The sequence below is a fragment of the Enterobacter sp. FUJ80071 genome, from assembly GCF_038739915.1.
Classification (GTDB): Bacteria; Pseudomonadota; Gammaproteobacteria; order Enterobacterales; family Enterobacteriaceae; genus Enterobacter; species Enterobacter kobei.
Genome location: NZ_JBBXKH010000001.1, coordinates 3,393,890 through 3,410,990 on the forward strand (window position 1 = coordinate 3,393,890; position 17,101 = coordinate 3,410,990).

A 17,101-nucleotide genomic window follows, 5' to 3' on the forward strand; every position below is an offset into this window, starting at 1 on the left:
GTTAAAGCGCCAGCAGACGCTCAACGGACGGCGCGAAGTAGTAGCCGCCGGTTACCGGTTTGGTGAAGCGCAGCATCGCGTCGCGCTTGCCGTCAGTGTCGCCGAACATGCTCATCAACTGCTGCTCGATGTTATACAGGCGTGCGCAGTACGCGCAGAAGTAAAGACCGTGGGTGCCGCTTGCGGTGCCATACGGCAGGCTCTGGCGGACAATCTTCAGCCCTTTGCCCTCTTCTTTGAGGTCAACGCGGGTCAGGTGAGAGGTCACCGGACGGTCATCGCCGTCGATCTCTTCGTTCGCCTCTTTGGTGCGACCAATCATCATCTCCTGGTCATGCACGCTCATGCGGTTAAGCTGCTTGAGATTATGCTCCCAGCGCTGCACGAACACGTAACTGCCGCCCGCATCCACGCCATCTTTGATGACCGCCACGTCACGACGCGTCTCTTCACCCGCCGGGTTTTCCGTGCCGTCGACGAAGCCGCTCAGATCGCGCTCTTCTACCCAACGGAAACCGTGAACTTCTTCCTGCACCTCAATGCTGTCGCCGAACGCTGCCACCGCGGCCTGGGCAACGGAGAAGTTAACATCGTGACGCAGAGAGAGAATATGAATGAGCAGATCGTACTGGGTGGCCGGAGCCAGACCTTTACCGTAAGGGAAAAAGTCTTTCAGCTCTTCCGCCCCTTCGCCGCCGCTCAGCTGACGCCAGACGTTATTGCCAAAAGCAACAACGGCGCCGAGATGGGCATCCGGGAATTTGGCCTGGAAAGTCGCCAGTTTATCAACAAACGCTTTACTGGCCGCACGCAGGGCATCCACGTCCCCTTTGACATTGGCTTCGATCCAAATCGCCGCGCGGCAATGTTCTGGCAAAATGCCACTCTGAACCTGAGACATCGCTCCTCCTGAAATAAAGATGCCACGTCAGCGTGGCATTGATGGCGGGTATTATACCCGGATTTCAGCGAGGCGGTTTGTTCAGGCGCAAATTACTGCTTCCAGACTATTTTGCTCACTTTCCAGCTTTTCAACGTGTCGTCAGACGGCATTAATCCCTCCGGACCGCTCCAGGTACCGGTGAAGACATAGCTGATGTGCTGGCTGCCTTCCGCCTTACATTCCACCGCGACGCCCTCGTCGGAAGGCGCGCTGGTGCAGTTGCCAAAGGCTTGTTTATACAGATCGCTAAACGGCGTACCCACTTTCACACCGCTGGCGGTCGGGATTTCGTCGTCGAGCACCGCAATGTGGTTCACCGTGCCTTTATCGCCATTAATCACCAGCGCCAGTTTGTCCCCTTTTAGCGCTTCAAAGTACCGCACAATGTTGCCATTCTCGGTTTTCATGCCGCTACGCAGGCGGTAGTCACTGCTCAGGGCGTCCTGAATGGCATCCTGATCGAGCGCGGTTGATGCGGTAATTTTTCCTACGCCCTGCTCGGTCACTTCCGTGGACGCGCCAAACCAATTCCACGGATAGGCTGCGGACCAGTTGATGGAGGAGAGCGTTGAACAGCCGGTTAATGCCAGCGGGAGAGCGCATAAAAGTAAACGCAGCGATTTCATTGAAACGTCCTTACGTGTTAAATCAACGCTTGTTGGAGTACGACTTCGGTAAAAAGTGCCGTTCTAATCTGACTCTTGCGTAAAACAGGCGCGTAGCCGGGGATTTGTCAGCAGCCACAGCAACGCCACAATATCCGCGATCACCAGCGCAATCCCGATACCCGTTAGCGGTTCACCGTACCACCAGAGTACAGGCTGCCAAAAGAGTAGCGCAGTCTGGGCAATGATCAGCAGCCAGCGAAGCGCGCCCCAAAAGCGTGGAATCAGATGCCGCCGTCCGCTGACCAAAAACGCCAGAACGGCGGGAATGCCGGGCAATAAGCCAAGCCAGAAGGCATCGTGATCGGGATAGAAGAGATTCAGCAGCGTGTCGCCCTGCCCGCGCGACGCGCCAGCCATCACAAACAGCACCCAGGTTCGCGCCTGCAGCAGCAGAACGCACCAGAATAAAAAAGGCAGCCTGAGGCGGCCCTGCGCGTCATAGTCTCCCGGGTGGATCTCAGTACTCTTCATCTTCGATCAGGCGTTTACCTAAATTCAGCACGTCACAGTGCTCATAGCCCAGACGTTCATACATGCCCAGCACCACATCGTTATCTTCCCGCACCATGATCTGAATTTTCGGGCAGCCGCGGGCAATCAGCTTCTTCTCAAGCCGGTTCAGTAACGCATTCGCGATGCCACGCCCACGGTATTCCGGATGGACCCCCAGATAATAAGCCGAGCCGCGATGGCCGTCATAGCCGCCCATGACGGTGCCGACAACCTCGCCATTCACTTCCGCGACCAGAAACAGACTGACGTCGTGATTCACCTTCCGTTCGATGTCCATCTCCGGATCGTTCCACGGACGCAGCAAATCGCAGCGCTCCCAAAGGGTGATCACCTCTTCGAAATCTTCCTGGCGAAAAACGCGTATCTCCATGGTATTAACCGCCTTTTCGGGTTCAAAAACAGTGATTATGGCGCGTACGGGACGTTTAGCCAATAACCGGGGAAAATCTCGCCAAAATTTGGCATAATGTCACTTTGTCACGTATTGAAATGAAAAGTAAAACAATTCTCAATAAGGACTGTCGTAACGGGAAACACGATACGATATAACACCAGGACCCCTTTTTTTAGTATTCAGGCCGCATGAGCACATTCAAACCATTAAAAGCACTCACATCGCGTCGTCAGGTTCTCAAAGCGGGGCTGGCGGCCTTAACGTTAACCGGTATTGCAAAGCAGGCTCAGGCGAAAGACGAGAGCACGCTCAAAACCAGTAACGGACACAGTAAACCCAAAACCAAAAAGCCAGGTGCAAAGCGTCTGGTGATGCTGGACCCGGGCCACGGCGGGATTGATACCGGCGCCATCGGCAAAAACGGGTCAAAAGAAAAACACGTCGTGCTGGCGATTGCAAAAAACGTGCGCGCAATTTTACGCAGCAACGGCATTGACGCCCGTCTGACGCGCTCTGGCGACACCTTTATCCCGCTGTATGACCGCGTGGAGATCGCCCATCAACACGGCGCGGATCTGTTTATGTCGATTCACGCTGACGGCTTTACCAACCCGTCAGCCGCGGGCGCGTCGGTGTTTGCCCTGTCCAACCGTGGGGCCAGTAGCGCCATGGCAAAATACCTCTCCGACCGTGAGAACCGGGCGGATGAAGTGGCCGGGAAGAAGGCCACGGACAAAGATCATCTGTTACAGCAGGTGCTGTTCGACCTCGTGCAGACGGACACCATCAAAAATAGCCTGACGCTCGGCTCGCATATCCTCAAACGGATTAAGCCGGTGCACCGCTTGCACAGTAAAAGCACCGAGCAGGCGGCGTTTGTGGTGCTGAAGTCACCTTCAATTCCGTCCGTACTTGTGGAAACATCTTTTATTACCAACCCGGAAGAAGAGCGGCTGCTCGGCACCACGGCGTTTCGCCAGAAGATTGCTAACGCCATCGCTTCCGGCATTATCAGTTACTTCAACTGGTTCGATAACCAAAAAGCGCACGCCAGGAAACGTTAATGAAACCCAATGCTCAACTGGTCAAAACGTTCCTGCTGCAACTGCAGGATGAGATTTGCCAGAAACTGGCCGCCGCAGACGGCGGTGAATTTCAGGAGGATAACTGGCAGCGTGAGGCAGGCGGCGGTGGCCGCAGCCGCGTATTGCGAAATGGCGGCATCTTTGAACAGGCGGGGGTGAATTTTTCCCACGTTCATGGTGACGCTATGCCCGCCTCTGCGACAGCGCATCGTCCTGAGCTGGCGGGCCGAAGTTTTGAAGCGATGGGCGTTTCGCTGGTGGTGCATCCGCATAATCCGTTTGTGCCGACCAGTCACGCTAACGTACGCTTTTTCATTGCTGAAAAACCGGGGGCCGATCCGGTCTGGTGGTTCGGCGGCGGTTTCGACTTAACGCCCTATTACGGTTTCGAAGAGGACGCCGTGCATTGGCACACCACCGCGCGCGACCTTTGTCTGCCGTTTGGCGAAGACGTCTACCCGAAATTTAAAAAGTGGTGCGATGACTACTTTTACCTGAAGCACCGCGACGAGCAGCGCGGCATCGGTGGACTGTTCTTTGACGATCTCAACACGCCCGATTTTGATACCGCGTTCAGCTTTATGCGCGCGGTGGGCGAAGGCTTTACTGAGGCCTATTTGCCCATTGTCGAACGTCGTAAAGATATCGACTATGGCGTGTGCGAGCGCGAATTCCAGCTTTATCGCCGCGGGCGCTACGTGGAGTTTAACCTGGTGTGGGATCGCGGGACGCTCTTCGGCCTGCAGACCGGCGGGCGCACGGAGTCGATTTTAATGTCGATGCCGCCGCTGGTACGCTGGGAATACTGTTACGAACCAAAAGAAGGCAGCCCGGAGGCTGCCTTGAGTGAGTTTCTGAAAGTACGCGACTGGGTGTAATTGCCGGACGGCGCTACGCTTATCCGGCCTGGTTAACCCGTAGGTCGGGTAAGCGAACGCGCCACCCGACGCACCGCCGCTACAGAGGCTGCGTCTGCGCCTCAACCACCGCCAGCGCCACCATGTTCACGATGCGTCGCACAGAGGCAATCGGCGTTAATACATGCACCGGTTTCGCCACGCCCATCAGTACCGGCCCTACGGTCACCCCTTCAGAGCTGGATACGCGCAGCAGGTTGTAGCTGATACGCGCCGCTTCCACGTTCGGCATAATCAGGATGTTTGCCGAGCCTTTCAGCGGGCTGTCCGGCATACGCTCGTTGCGGATGCTTTCCACCAGCGCGGCATCGCCGTGCATTTCTCCGTCAATCATCAGCTCCGGCGCACGCTCGCGCACCAGCTCCAGCGTCTGACGCATTTTGCACGCCGCCGCTGATTTAGACGAACCAAAGTTAGAGTGCGATAGCAGCGCCACTTTCGGCTCAATACCAAAGCGACGCACGGTTTCTGCCGCCATCACGGTGATCTCCGCCAGCTCGTCCGGGGTTGGATCGTCGTTAACGTAGGTATCGGCGATAAACGTGTTCCCGCTTGGCAGCAGCAGCGCGTTCATCGCTCCGGCGGCGTGAACCCCTTCGCGGTAGCCGAAGATCTCCTGCACCACGCTGAAATGCTCGTGGTAATCGCCGATGGTACCGCAGATCAGCGCATCCGCTTCGCCGCGATGGACCATAATCGCGCCGATCACCGTGGTATTGCTGATCACCGCCCGCTGCGCCTGCTCCTGGGTGATCCCACGACGCTTCATGATCGCGTAGTATTCGTTCCAGTACTCTTTAAAGCGTGGATCGGATTCGTTATTGACGATCTCAAAGTCCACACCCGGCTTAATCTGCAGCCCCAGTTTCTGAATGCGCATTTCGATCACGCTCGGACGACCGATCAGGATCGGCTTCGCCAGCCCGAGGCTCACCAGCTCCTGGGTGGCATGCAGCACGCGCGCCTCTTCCCCTTCCGCCAGCACCACGCGTTTTGCGTCCGCGCGGGCCTGAGAGAAAATTGGCTTCATAAACAGGTTGGTTTTGTAGACGAACTCGGTGAGTTTATCGACGTAAGCGTCGAAGTCCTGGATCGGACGCGTTGCCACGCCGGAGTCCATTGCCGCTTTGGCCACCGCTGGCGCGATCTTCACGATCAGTCGCGGGTCAAACGGTTTAGGGATGATGTAGTCAGGCCCGAAGCTCAGATCCTGATCGCCATAGGCAGAAGCCACCACTTCGCTCTGCTCGGCATGCGCCAGTTCCGCGATGGCGTGAACCGCTGCCAGCTTCATCTCTTCGTTGATCGCCGTTGCGCCAACGTCCAGCGCGCCACGGAAGATGAACGGGAAGCAGAGCACGTTGTTCACCTGGTTCGGGTAGTCCGAACGGCCGGTACAGATAATGGCGTCTTCACGCACCGCTTTCGCCAGCGGCGGCAGAATTTCCGGTTCAGGGTTCGCCAGGGCCAGGATCATTGGCGCACGCGCCATCTTCTTCACCATCTCCTGGGTCAGCACTTTCGGGCCCGAGCAGCCAAGGAAGATGTCCGCACCGTCAATCACGTCCTCAAGCGTGCGTTTGCCGTCATCGTCCACCGCATACGCCGCTTTGGTTTCCGCCATGTTTGGCTCACGGCCTTTGTAGATCACGCCTTTGGAATCGCAAACCACGATGTTGTGTTTCTGCATCCCCAGCGCCACCAGCAGGTTCATACAGGCGATGGCCGCCGCGCCCGCGCCGGAGACCACCATACGCACGTCGGAAAGATTTTTCTCGACCACGCGCAGGCCGTTCAGAATGGCGGCGGTGCTGATAATGGCCGTACCGTGCTGGTCGTCATGGAACACGGGGATGTTCATACGCTCGCGCAGCTTCTGCTCGATATAGAAACATTCCGGCGCTTTGATGTCTTCCAGGTTGATACCGCCGAAGGTTGGCTCCAGCGCGGCGACGACGTTAATGAATTTATCCGGGTCCAGCTCGTCCACTTCGATATCGAACACGTCGATACCGGCGAATTTCTTGAACAGAACGCCCTTCCCTTCCATCACCGGCTTACCCGCCAGCGCACCAATGTTGCCAAGGCCGAGTACCGCCGTACCGTTAGAGATCACCGCGACCAGGTTACCGCGCGCGGTGTACTTATAGGCCGCCAGCGGATCTTTTTCGATTTCCAGACACGGTGCCGCCACGCCCGGTGAATAGGCAAGCGCCAGATCGCGCTGAGTCGCCAGCGGCTTGGTTGGGGAAACCTGGATTTTGCCCGGAACGGGGAACTCGTGAAAATCGAGGGCACTCTGTTTCAACTGCTCATCCATCTTATTTTTCCTTTCACGTATCGGTCAAAAGGGTGACGTTTGCGATCCTGATGCACACCCTGGTGTGCCGCCTAGTATCGCCTCAGGACAGCGCATAAACTTTGAAGGCTGCCAAACTCTCACCATCACACATTAAAAATTGTTATCAATTTATAACAGCCATGTTACCCGTCTCAAAAGCAATGCCTCCCCCGTCTGCTATGCTTTTTTGTTAAGTCCATCATGATTTTCTCAGAAGTGTGAACTAACGCACTCATCTAACTCTTTTATTTCCAAGGAGTAATGATTTATGAACCAGCTAGACGGCATCAAACAATTCACCACCGTGGTTGCGGACAGCGGCGATATCGAGTCGATTCGCCACTATCAGCCGGAGGACGCGACCACCAACCCTTCCCTGCTTCTGAAAGCGGCAGGGCTTGCCCATTTTAGCCATCTGATTGATGACGCGATTGCTTACGGCAAGAAGCGCGGCAAAACGCAGGAGCAACAGGTTGCCGAAGCCAGCGACAAACTGGCGGTTAATTTTGGTGCAGAAATTCTGAAAAGCATTCCAGGACGCGTCTCGACCGAAGTGGACGCCCGCCTCTCGTTCGATAAAGAAAAGAGTATTACGAAAGCGCGTCGTCTGGTTGAACTCTACCAGGAGCAGGGAATTGATACGTCACGCATTCTGATCAAGCTCGCGTCGACGTGGGAAGGTATCCGCGCGGCAGAGGTGCTCGAAAAAGAGGGGATCCACTGCAACCTGACGCTGCTGTTCTCGTTTGCACAGGCACGCGCCTGTGCTGAAGCGGGCGTGTTCCTCGTCTCGCCGTTTGTCGGGCGCATCTACGACTGGTATCAGGCGAAACAGCCCATGGACCCGTACGTAGTCGAGGAAGATCCGGGCGTGAAGTCAGTGCGAAATATCTACGACTACTACAAACAGCACCGCTATGAAACCATCGTGATGGGGGCCAGCTTCCGCCGTACCGAGCAGATCCTCGCCCTGGCAGGCTGCGACCGCCTGACCATCTCCCCTAACCTGCTTAAAGAATTGCAGGACAAAGAAGAGACGGTGATCCGCAAACTGGTGCCAACCTCCACCGTCCTGCCGAAACCGAAGGCCATGACCGAAGCCGAGTTCCGCTGGGAGCACAATCAGGACGCGATGGCCGTGGATAAACTGGCGGAAGGCATCCGCCTGTTCGCCGTCGACCAGCGCAAACTTGAAGACCTACTCGCCGCCAAACTTTAACCTTGCCATGGAGTGAACTATGTCCCGTAAAGAGCTCGCCAATGCCATCCGCGCCCTCAGCATGGATGCCGTGCAGAAAGCCAATTCAGGCCACCCTGGCGCCCCCATGGGCATGGCTGATATTGCCGAAGTGTTGTGGAACAACTTCCTGAAGCACAACCCCAACGATCCTGCCTGGTACGATCGTGACCGCTTTATTCTGTCTAACGGCCACGCCTCGATGCTGCTCTACAGCCTGCTTCACTTGTCCGGCTATGATCTGCCGCTTGAGGAGCTGAAGAATTTCCGCCAGCTGCATTCGAAAACCCCGGGTCACCCGGAAATCGGCTATACGCCGGGTGTCGAAACCACCACCGGACCGCTGGGTCAGGGGCTGGCCAACGCCGTCGGACTCGCGATTGCCGAACGCACGCTGGCGGCACAGTTTAACCAGCCGGACCACGAGATTGTCGATCACTACACGTACGTGTTTATGGGTGACGGTTGCCTGATGGAGGGGATTTCGCATGAAGTCTGCTCGCTGGCGGGCACGCTGGGGCTCGGCAAGCTGATCGGCTTTTACGACCACAACGGCATCTCCATTGACGGGGAAACCGAGGGCTGGTTCACCGACGACACGGCGAAACGCTTCGAAGCCTACCACTGGCACGTCGTGCATGAGATCGACGGCCACGATCCCGAAGCGGTGAAAAAAGCGATTCAGGAAGCGCAGAGCGTGAAGGACAAACCGTCCCTGATTATCTGCCGTACGGTCATCGGCTTTGGCTCACCAAACAAAGCAGGCAAAGAAGAAGCGCACGGCGCGGCGCTCGGCGAAGAAGAGGTGGCACTGACCCGACAGAAACTGGGCTGGAAATACCCGCCGTTTGAGATCCCGAAAGAGATCTACAAGGCATGGGATGCGCGCGAAACGGGTGAAAAAGCCCAGCATGCCTGGAACGAAAAATTTGCCGCCTACAAAAAAGCATATCCGGAACTGGCGGCTGAGTTTTCCCGACGCATGAGCGGTGGTCTGCCGGAAGACTGGGACGATAAAACCCAGGCACTGATTGAAAACCTGCAGTCTAACCCGGCGAAAATCGCCACCCGTAAGGCGTCGCAAAACACCCTGAATGCCATCGGCCCTATCCTGCCCGAACTGCTCGGCGGCTCGGCGGATCTGGCGCCGAGTAACCTGACCATATGGTCGGGCTCGAAATCGCTGAAAGAGGACATCGCCGGAAACTATATCCACTACGGCGTGCGCGAGTTCGGGATGACCGCCATTGCCAACGGTATCGCCCATCACGGCGGCTTCGTGCCCTACACCGCCACCTTCCTGATGTTCGTTGAGTACGCCCGTAACGCAGCGCGCATGGCGGCGCTGATGAAGGCCCGGCAGATTATGGTCTACACCCACGACTCTATCGGGCTGGGTGAAGATGGCCCGACGCACCAGGCGGTGGAACAGCTGGCGAGCCTGCGCTTAACGCCAAACTTCAGCACATGGCGTCCGTGCGATCAGGTCGAAGCGGCAGTGGGCTGGAAGCTGGCGGTTGAGCGCCATAACGGCCCGACGGCGCTAATCCTGTCGCGTCAAAACCTGGCGCAGATTGAGCGCACCCCGGAGCAGGTGAAAAATATCGCCCGCGGCGGGTACATCCTGAAGGACAGCGGCGGCAAACCGGACGTGATCCTGATTGCCACGGGTTCTGAGGTGGAAATCACGGTGAAAGCGGCGGAGAAACTGACTGCCGAAGGTCACGCGGTGCGCGTCGTTTCCCTGCCTTCAACGGATATCTTTGATGCCCAGAACGAGGCATACCGTGAATCGGTGCTCCCCTCCAGCGTCGCGGCGCGCGTGGCGGTGGAAGCGGGAATTGCCGACTACTGGTATAAGTATGTGGGGCTGAAAGGAGCGATTGTCGGTATGCGGGGCTACGGTGAGTCCGCCCCTGCCGACAAGCTGTTCCCGTACTTCGGCTTTACCGTTGAGAACGTGGTGGAGAAGGCGTTGAGCGTGCTTTAGTGCGGTCTTCGTTGCCGGGTGGCGACTACGCCTTACCCGGCCTACAACACCATCAAATCGTAAGCCGGACTACCGCGTGATCCACAGCGTAGGCCAGGCGTCCGGCCCGTTCCAGTTATCGCAGCTTGGCTCTTCCGCATACCGCACCAGGCGGAAGCGCTGGCCGTCAAAACGCCAGCGCGTCTGGATCCCACAATCACCGATCCCACGCCCCAGTGCGAGCGTCGTCAGCTCGCGTGTTTTTTCATCGAAGCTGGCGTTCATCAGTTCCATATCGCTACTCTGACTGGACGGGGTAAACGGCAGACGCAGCCTGACGCTGCGCGCGGTGAACGGTTTTTTACGCGATACCAGCCACGCCAGATCGACCGTATTGTAAGCCCCCGCCTCGCAGCTGACGATCAGCAACGCTTTATCATCCGTTAATGCGGTGACGCGCACTTCGCGGCGGTTAGGATCCAGCGAGCACTGGCTGTTGTTCATCCGCCAGGTGCCGTAATCCAGCAGATCGTTCAGTTCAGCGTGGGAGAGTGGCGTTGGCGTGGGGTTCACCACGGCCACCTTTTTTAATGCCGGAGCTGGAGGCACGCTCAGCGGCGGGCTATCCCCTTTTTTAATCCATGCTGTTTCGCTCCCCACGCGTTTTTGCTGAGCGTCGATAAACAGCAGCGCCGCTTTCAGTCCGACCAGAGAGATCGTCTGCTTCCCTCCGCGCAGGGTCAGCCTCTGTCCTTCCTGAATCGTTTTCAGAAACGTGGTGAGGGTACCCGTATCGTCAGTCTTGAGATGCCAGGGCGTTAACTGCCAGTGCTGGGCATTGAGTTTTAAGGGAACGTCGTCGAGCAGCAGTCGGGGGGCGATGTCAGGCTCTTTTACCGGAGGAGCCGAAAGCCCGCCGAGATCGATACGCAGGCTGGCGTCCGTTTTTGCCCCAGCGCTACGGCTCAGCGTCATCACCAGCCCGCGGTGTTCACCGGTATTTCGGGCAACGCAAAAATTCTGGTTATTGCAGGTGACCTGCCAGTCAGAGAAAGACTGCTGCGCAGGTGCAGCCCACACCAGAGGTGCGGGTAGCACGCAAAAAAAGAAGAGAAGCAAAACGCAGTAGCGCATGAATGGCACAGCCCCGGAAACGAAAAGGTCAATCTGGGGCGTATCTTCGTGCCCTGGACGGGCGGGCTCAATCGGATTTATCGGATAGATTTATCTGAAATATAACTTATCACCGGACCTGCGCGGCGTTCATCACGCCGCTGGTTTGCAGATACTGCAGCAGGATCACCGCTTTACCGTCGCGTATCTCGCCGCTTTTCACCATTTCCAGCGCCTGAACGAAGGGCATTTCAAGCACTTCAATATCTTCATCCTCGACCCCGCCGCCGCGGTGAGTACGCTGAGCATCGGTGTATTCCGCAACGAAGAAGTGGACCAGCTCGGTCACCCCGCCTGGAGACATGAAAAGCTCAAAGACTTTTTGTACCGCACCCACCTCAAAACCCGTTTCTTCTATGGCTTCTTTGCGAATACAGACTTCCGGCTCATCGTCATCAAGCAGACCGGCGCAGGTTTCAATCAGACGCCCGTCCGCGTTGCCATTGACCCATGTCGCCACCCGAAACTGACGAATCAATACCACGCTTTGCTTTTCGCGGTTATACAGCAGAATGGTAGCGCCATTGCCCCGGTCGTAGACTTCGCGTTTATGGCGAATAACGTCCCCGTTCTTACGGGTTAAATCGTAAGTGATGTTACGCAGGACAAAGTAATTTTCAGAAAGGATTTTGTCTTTGATAACGGTAATGTTCAGGGACATACGGGCTCCACGGCAAAATGAGTCTGTTTATACTACGCCGTGACGCTCGCTTTGTCGCCCGTGGGTTCAGACGGCGCGTTTCTCGCTGGATGATGTTTCCGGTTGCGCCAGGCGCAATAACCTTACTGTACGTATGAATAAAGTGTTTACTCATCACTGCGTTATCAGGCAATGTACACCTGCCCGAAACGTCTGATTATTTCTCCCAGAGAGCCGTTCTGTGACCGTTAAGCGACCCGTTTCCGGAAGCCTTGCCTGGGCTTTCTTTTCGATAATTGTTCTCTCCGTGCTGACCAGCAGCGTCGCGCTACTGACGCTTGCCAGCAGCCAGCGCGACGCTGAAGCCATCAACGTTGCGGGTTCACTGCGCATGCAGAGCTATCGTCTCGGTTACGAGATGCAGCGTAACAGCCCTTCCCTTATGGCGCATCGTGAGAACTGGCGGCAGACATTGAGCGCACCTTCCCTGCAAAAGCTGAACCGCTGGTACGTTCCGGGCAATGTCAAAACGCGCTACCAGCAACTGCAGGTTGCCTGGCTGGAAATGGATAAGCACATCGCCCGCGGTGACAGCGCATGGTATGCCGCGCATATTGAGGATTTTGTCGGCCGCATTGATGCCTTTGTGCTCGCCCTCCAGCATTACAGTGAACATAAAATCCAGACAGTGACCCTCCTCTCTCTGGCTGGCGCCCTCGGGATCCTGCTGCTGACTCTGTTTACCCTGCGGCGTATCCGCCGCCAGGTCGTATTACCGCTGAATAATCTGGTGGCGGCCAGCGAGCGGATTGAGCGAGGAGAATTTACGACGCCTGCGCCGGATACCGCCCTACCCAACGAGCTGGGCCAACTTTCCCGCGCTTTCAACCATATGTCGGGGGAGCTACACACCCTCTATCGGTCGCTTGAAGCTTCCGTGGCGGAAAAGACGCGACATTTGCACGAAGCCCACCAGCAGCTCGACATGCTGTTTAAATGCTCCCAGGCGTTGAATACGGGGCAGATAGACAGCCATTGTTTTCGGCACATATTGCAGATTGTCCATGAATACACTCAGATGAATTACCTGGAACTCCGCACCAGTGACGACTGGCGACTGTGTGAAGGGACCGCGTCGGGCAGCATCCCGCTGCAAAATCTGCCGGTACTGATGCAGGACACCCTTTACGGTGAGCTGCGCTGGCAAAGCGAGACGGACAGCGTTCCCCTCCCGCTGATGAGAAGCGTGGCGACCATGCTCGGGCGCGGGCTGTACTTTAACCAGGCGCAAAAGCATTACCAGCAGCTGCTGCTGATGGAAGAACGCGCCACCATCGCCCGGGAACTGCACGATTCGCTGGCGCAGGTGCTGTCTTATCTGCGGATCCAGCTTGCCCTGCTTAAACGCGCGGTGCCAGCGGATAATGCTCCCGCGCAAACTATCATCACCGACTTCTCCCGCGAGCTGAACAACGCCTGGCAGCAGCTGCGCGAGCTGCTGACGACCTTCCGGCTGACGTTAAATCATGCGAATTTACCCGCAGCGCTGCAGGAGTCTCTCGATGCCCTGCAGAGCCAGACACAGGCCAGGCTGCACCTCGACTGTCGTCTCTCCTCCCTGGCGCTTGACGCCCAGAAACAGGTGCATTTATTGCAGATCGTCCGGGAAGCCGTTCTGAATGCGATTAAGCACGCCCAGGCCAGCGAAATTACCGTTAGCTGCGTAACGGCGGTGGATGGCACGCACAGCGTCAGCATTCGCGACAACGGCATCGGGATTGGCGAGGCAAGCGAACCGCCCGGACACTACGGACTGAACATTATGCGTGAGCGCGCACAACGACTCGGAGGCATGCTGCACTTTTCGCAACCGCAAAACGGCGGCACGCTGGTCAGCGTGACGTTCCCGGTGCCTGCACCGTTAACGGGTAAATAACGGTAAAGAGGCAAGCGCAGGGAAAAGCGCATGATAATTTACACTATCTCCTTTATTTCTCCACGTTTGACCTGGGCCTTACCGCTAAAGTTAGGCGGGCAATAAACAATAATGACGTGCAGCAAAACGAGGTCACTTTTACATGGCGAATTTTTTCATCGATCGCCCCATTTTTGCCTGGGTGCTTGCCATCCTGTTGTGTCTGACAGGTGTCCTGGCGATTACTTCTCTTCCTGTTGAGCAATATCCCGATCTGGCACCGCCTAATGTGCGTGTCACCGCAAACTACCCCGGCGCTTCCGCACAAACGCTGGAAAACACCGTGACGCAGGTTATCGAGCAGAACATGACGGGTCTGGATAACCTGATGTACATGTCCTCGCAAAGCAGCGCCACGGGACAAGCGACGGTTACCCTGAGCTTTAAGGCGGGCACCGACCCGGACGAAGCGGTGCAGCAGGTACAAAACCAGCTTCAGTCGGCTATGCGTAAGCTGCCCCAGGCGGTGCAGAACCAGGGCGTTACCGTACGTAAAACCGGTGATACCAACATTTTGACCATCGCGTTTGTCTCCACCGATGGCTCAATGGATAAACAGGACATTGCGGACTACGTCGCCAGTAATATTCAGGACCCGCTCAGCCGTATTAACGGCGTGGGGGATATCGACGCCTACGGCTCACAATACTCCATGCGTATCTGGCTCGATCCCAACAAGCTGAACAGCTATCAGATGACGGCCACCGACGTGACGGATGCCATCAAAGCCCAGAACGCACAAATTGCCGTGGGGCAACTGGGAGGAACGCCTTCCGTTGATAAACAAGCCCTGAACGCCACCATTAATTCGCAATCCCTGCTTCAGACACCGGACCAGTTCCGCAACATTACCCTGCGCGTGAATCAGGATGGCTCAGAAGTGCGTCTGAGCGATGTGGCAACGGTGGAAATGGGTGCTGAGAAATACGACTACCTGAGCCGATTTAACGGCAACCCGGCCTCTGGCCTTGGGATTAAGCTGGCCTCCGGCGCAAATGAAATGGCGACGGCGAAACTGGTGCTGGACCGTCTGGATGAGCTGTCGCAGTATTTCCCGCACGGGCTGGAGTATAAAGTCGCCTATGAAACCACTTCCTTCGTAAAAGCCTCGATTGAGGATGTGGTAAAGACCCTGCTGGAAGCGATTGCCCTGGTGTTCCTGGTCATGTATCTGTTCCTGCAAAACTTCCGCGCCACGCTGATCCCCACTATTGCCGTCCCCGTGGTGCTGCTGGGTACTTTTTCGGTGCTTTACGCGTTCGGGTACAGCATTAACACCCTGACGATGTTTGCCATGGTGCTGGCAATTGGCCTGCTGGTGGATGATGCCATCGTGGTGGTCGAAAACGTCGAGCGCATCATGAGCGAAGAAGGTCTTTCCCCGCGCCAGGCCACGCGAAAATCCATGGGACAAATTCAGGGGGCGTTAGTCGGCATTGCGATGGTGTTGTCGGCGGTCTTTATCCCAATGGCCTTCTTCGGCGGCACGACCGGCGCGATTTACCGCCAGTTCTCGATAACCATCGTCTCAGCAATGGTGCTCTCCGTGCTGGTGGCCCTGATCCTCACCCCTGCGCTTTGCGCCACCCTCCTCAAGCCGCTGCACAAAGGGGAACATCACGGTCAGAAAGGGTTCTTCGGCTGGTTTAACCGGATGTTCAACCGCAATGCCGCCCGGTATGAATCTGCGGTCGGTAAAGTGCTGCACCGAAGCCTGCGCTGGATGATGATTTACGTTGTACTGCTGGGCGGCATGGTGTGGCTGTTTCTGCATTTGCCCACCTCGTTCCTGCCGATGGAAGACCGGGGGATGTTCATCACCTCGGTGCAGCTCCCGAGCGGCTCAACGCAGCAGCAGACGCTGAAAGTGGTCCAGAACGTAGAGCAGTACTTCTTCACCCACGAGAAAGATAACGTTGTGTCGGTCTTTTCGACCGTTGGCTCCGGCCCGGGCGGGAACGGGCAGAACGTCGCCCGTATGTTTGTCCGTCTGAAAGACTGGAATGAACGGGACACCCAAACGGGAACCTCATTTGCCATCATTGAACGTGCCACTAAAGCCTTTTCCCGTATTAAAGAGGCGCGCGTCTTTGCGAGCAGTCCGCCAGCGATCAGCGGCCTGGGGAGTTCTGCCGGGTTTGATATGGAGCTGCAGGATCACGCCGGCGCGGGCCACGATGCGCTGATGGCGGCACGCGACAAATTGTTAGCGCTGGCAGGTAACGATTCTGGCCTGACCCGCGTGCGCCACAACGGCCTGGACGACAGCCCGCAGTTTCAGGTGGATATCGACCAGCGTAAGGCGCAGGCGCTGGGCGTCTCCATCGACGATATCAACGACACCCTGCAAACGGCGTGGGGCTCGAGCTATGTGAACGACTTTATGGATCGCGGTCGCGTGAAAAAAGTATATGTTCAGTCCGCCGCGCCGTACCGCATGCTGCCGGATGATATTAACCGCTGGTTTGTTCGCAATAACAGCGGCGGGATGGTTCCCTTCTCGGCGTTTGCCACCTCGCGCTGGGAGAGCGGTTCGCCGCGTCTGGAGCGCTATAACGGTTATTCTGCGGTGGAAATCGTCGGGGAAGCCGCGCCGGGCGTAAGTACCGGCACGGCCATGGACACCATGGAAAAACTGGTGCAACAGCTGCCCGCCGGTTTTGGTCTGGAATGGACGGCCATGTCTTACCAGGAACGTCTCTCCGGCGCGCAGGCCCCCGCGCTTTATGCCCTTTCTCTGCTGGTGGTGTTCCTCTGCCTTGCCGCGCTGTATGAAAGCTGGTCGGTTCCGTTCTCGGTCATGCTGGTGGTGCCGCTTGGGGTTATCGGTGCGCTGCTGGCAACCTGGATGCGCGGCCTGGAAAACGATGTTTACTTCCAGGTCGGGCTGCTGACGGTGATCGGCTTGTCGGCGAAAAACGCCATTCTGATCGTTGAGTTTGCCAACGAGATGAATGCCAAAGGCCACGAGCTGATGGCCGCCACGCTACATGCCTGCCGTCAGCGACTGCGCCCGATCCTGATGACCTCGCTGGCCTTTATTTTTGGCGTATTGCCAATGGCAACCAGCACGGGTGCAGGTTCCAGCAGCCAGCACGCGGTCGGTACCGGGGTAATGGGGGGCATGATTTCGGCCACCATCCTGGCCATTTATTTCGTGCCGCTGTTCTTTGTGCTGGTGCGTCGTCGCTTCCCGCTCAGAGAGCGGCAGGAATAACATTCAGCCATAAAAAAGGCGGCTTTAAC

At 56.9% G+C, this 17,101-nt stretch carries 13 protein-coding genes; 6 read left to right on the top strand and 7 right to left on the bottom strand.

Features of this window, described 5'->3' with window-relative positions:
* Position 1 precedes the first annotated feature (1 nt).
* The 4 genes from AAER43_RS16485 to AAER43_RS16500 all read right to left on the bottom strand — a co-directional run bounded on the left by AAER43_RS16485 (position 2) and on the right by AAER43_RS16500 (position 2,494).
* Entirely contained in the window at positions 2 to 901 is a 900-nt protein-coding gene (locus AAER43_RS16485) for a Dyp-type peroxidase (protein ID WP_050861898.1), read from the bottom strand.
* A 92-nt stretch (positions 902 to 993) separates the two neighbouring features.
* Positions 994 to 1,569 (bottom strand): RpoE-regulated lipoprotein, encoded by a 576-nt coding sequence (locus tag AAER43_RS16490; RefSeq protein WP_050861897.1) that lies wholly within the window; start codon positions 1,567 to 1,569, stop codon positions 994 to 996.
* Positions 1,570 to 1,632: 63 nt separating this feature from the next.
* Positions 1,633 to 2,082, bottom strand: a complete 450-nt coding sequence (locus tag AAER43_RS16495; RefSeq protein ID WP_045134551.1) for a DUF2919 domain-containing protein — start codon at positions 2,080 to 2,082, stop codon at positions 1,633 to 1,635.
* Positions 2,069 to 2,494 carry a GNAT family acetyltransferase gene (locus AAER43_RS16500; protein ID WP_050861896.1) on the bottom strand — a complete coding sequence of 142 codons (426 nt, stop codon included), beginning with the start codon at positions 2,492 to 2,494 and terminating at the stop codon, positions 2,069 to 2,071. The genes AAER43_RS16495 and AAER43_RS16500 overlap by 14 nt, the downstream gene beginning before the upstream one ends.
* A 212-nt stretch (positions 2,495 to 2,706) precedes the next feature.
* Between AAER43_RS16500 and amiA the strand changes: the two genes are divergently transcribed.
* On the top strand, positions 2,707 to 3,582 hold the full coding sequence (amiA, locus tag AAER43_RS16505) for an N-acetylmuramoyl-L-alanine amidase AmiA (protein ID WP_014884751.1): 876 nt from the start codon (positions 2,707 to 2,709) through the stop codon (positions 3,580 to 3,582).
* The gene (gene hemF / locus AAER43_RS16510; protein WP_050861895.1) at positions 3,582 to 4,481 is read left to right on the top strand and encodes an oxygen-dependent coproporphyrinogen oxidase; all 900 of its coding nucleotides are present in this window, start codon (positions 3,582 to 3,584) and stop codon (positions 4,479 to 4,481) included. Before amiA ends, hemF begins: the two co-directional genes overlap by 1 nt.
* A gap of 79 nt (positions 4,482 to 4,560) precedes the next feature.
* On the opposite strand, the gene maeB is transcribed toward hemF, so the two are convergent.
* Positions 4,561 to 6,840, bottom strand: a complete 2,280-nt coding sequence (gene maeB / locus AAER43_RS16515; RefSeq protein WP_014884753.1) for an NADP-dependent oxaloacetate-decarboxylating malate dehydrogenase — start codon at positions 6,838 to 6,840, stop codon at positions 4,561 to 4,563.
* 289 nt (positions 6,841 to 7,129) lie between these two features.
* On the opposite strand from maeB, the gene tal reads away from it, so the two are divergent.
* Positions 7,130 to 8,080: a transaldolase gene (tal, locus tag AAER43_RS16520; RefSeq protein WP_014884754.1), complete on the top strand. Its 951-nt coding sequence runs from the start codon at positions 7,130 to 7,132 to the stop codon at positions 8,078 to 8,080.
* 19 nt (positions 8,081 to 8,099) lie between these two features.
* On the top strand, positions 8,100 to 10,088 hold the full coding sequence (gene tkt, locus AAER43_RS16525) for a transketolase (RefSeq protein ID WP_050861894.1): 1,989 nt from the start codon (positions 8,100 to 8,102) through the stop codon (positions 10,086 to 10,088).
* 69 nt (positions 10,089 to 10,157) lie between these two features.
* Here tkt and AAER43_RS16530 read toward each other — a convergent pair whose 3' ends face one another.
* Both AAER43_RS16530 and nudK read right to left on the bottom strand, forming a co-directional pair.
* The gene (locus AAER43_RS16530; protein WP_023331047.1) at positions 10,158 to 11,201 is read right to left on the bottom strand and encodes a DUF1176 domain-containing protein; all 1,044 of its coding nucleotides are present in this window, start codon (positions 11,199 to 11,201) and stop codon (positions 10,158 to 10,160) included.
* A gap of 109 nt (positions 11,202 to 11,310) precedes the next feature.
* Entirely contained in the window at positions 11,311 to 11,901 is a 591-nt protein-coding gene (gene nudK, locus AAER43_RS16535) for a GDP-mannose pyrophosphatase NudK (protein WP_342702004.1), read from the bottom strand.
* Between the two features lie 220 nt (positions 11,902 to 12,121).
* Between nudK and narQ the strand changes: the two genes are divergently transcribed.
* Together narQ and acrD are read left to right on the top strand one after the other, a co-directional pair.
* Positions 12,122 to 13,816, top strand: coding sequence for a nitrate/nitrite two-component system sensor histidine kinase NarQ (narQ, locus tag AAER43_RS16540; protein ID WP_050861893.1), 1,695 nt, complete (start codon positions 12,122 to 12,124; stop codon positions 13,814 to 13,816).
* Between the two features lie 142 nt (positions 13,817 to 13,958).
* The gene (acrD, locus tag AAER43_RS16545) at positions 13,959 to 17,072 is read left to right on the top strand and encodes a multidrug efflux RND transporter permease AcrD (RefSeq protein WP_050861892.1); all 3,114 of its coding nucleotides are present in this window, start codon (positions 13,959 to 13,961) and stop codon (positions 17,070 to 17,072) included.
* Positions 17,073 to 17,101: the final 29 nt, after the last annotated feature.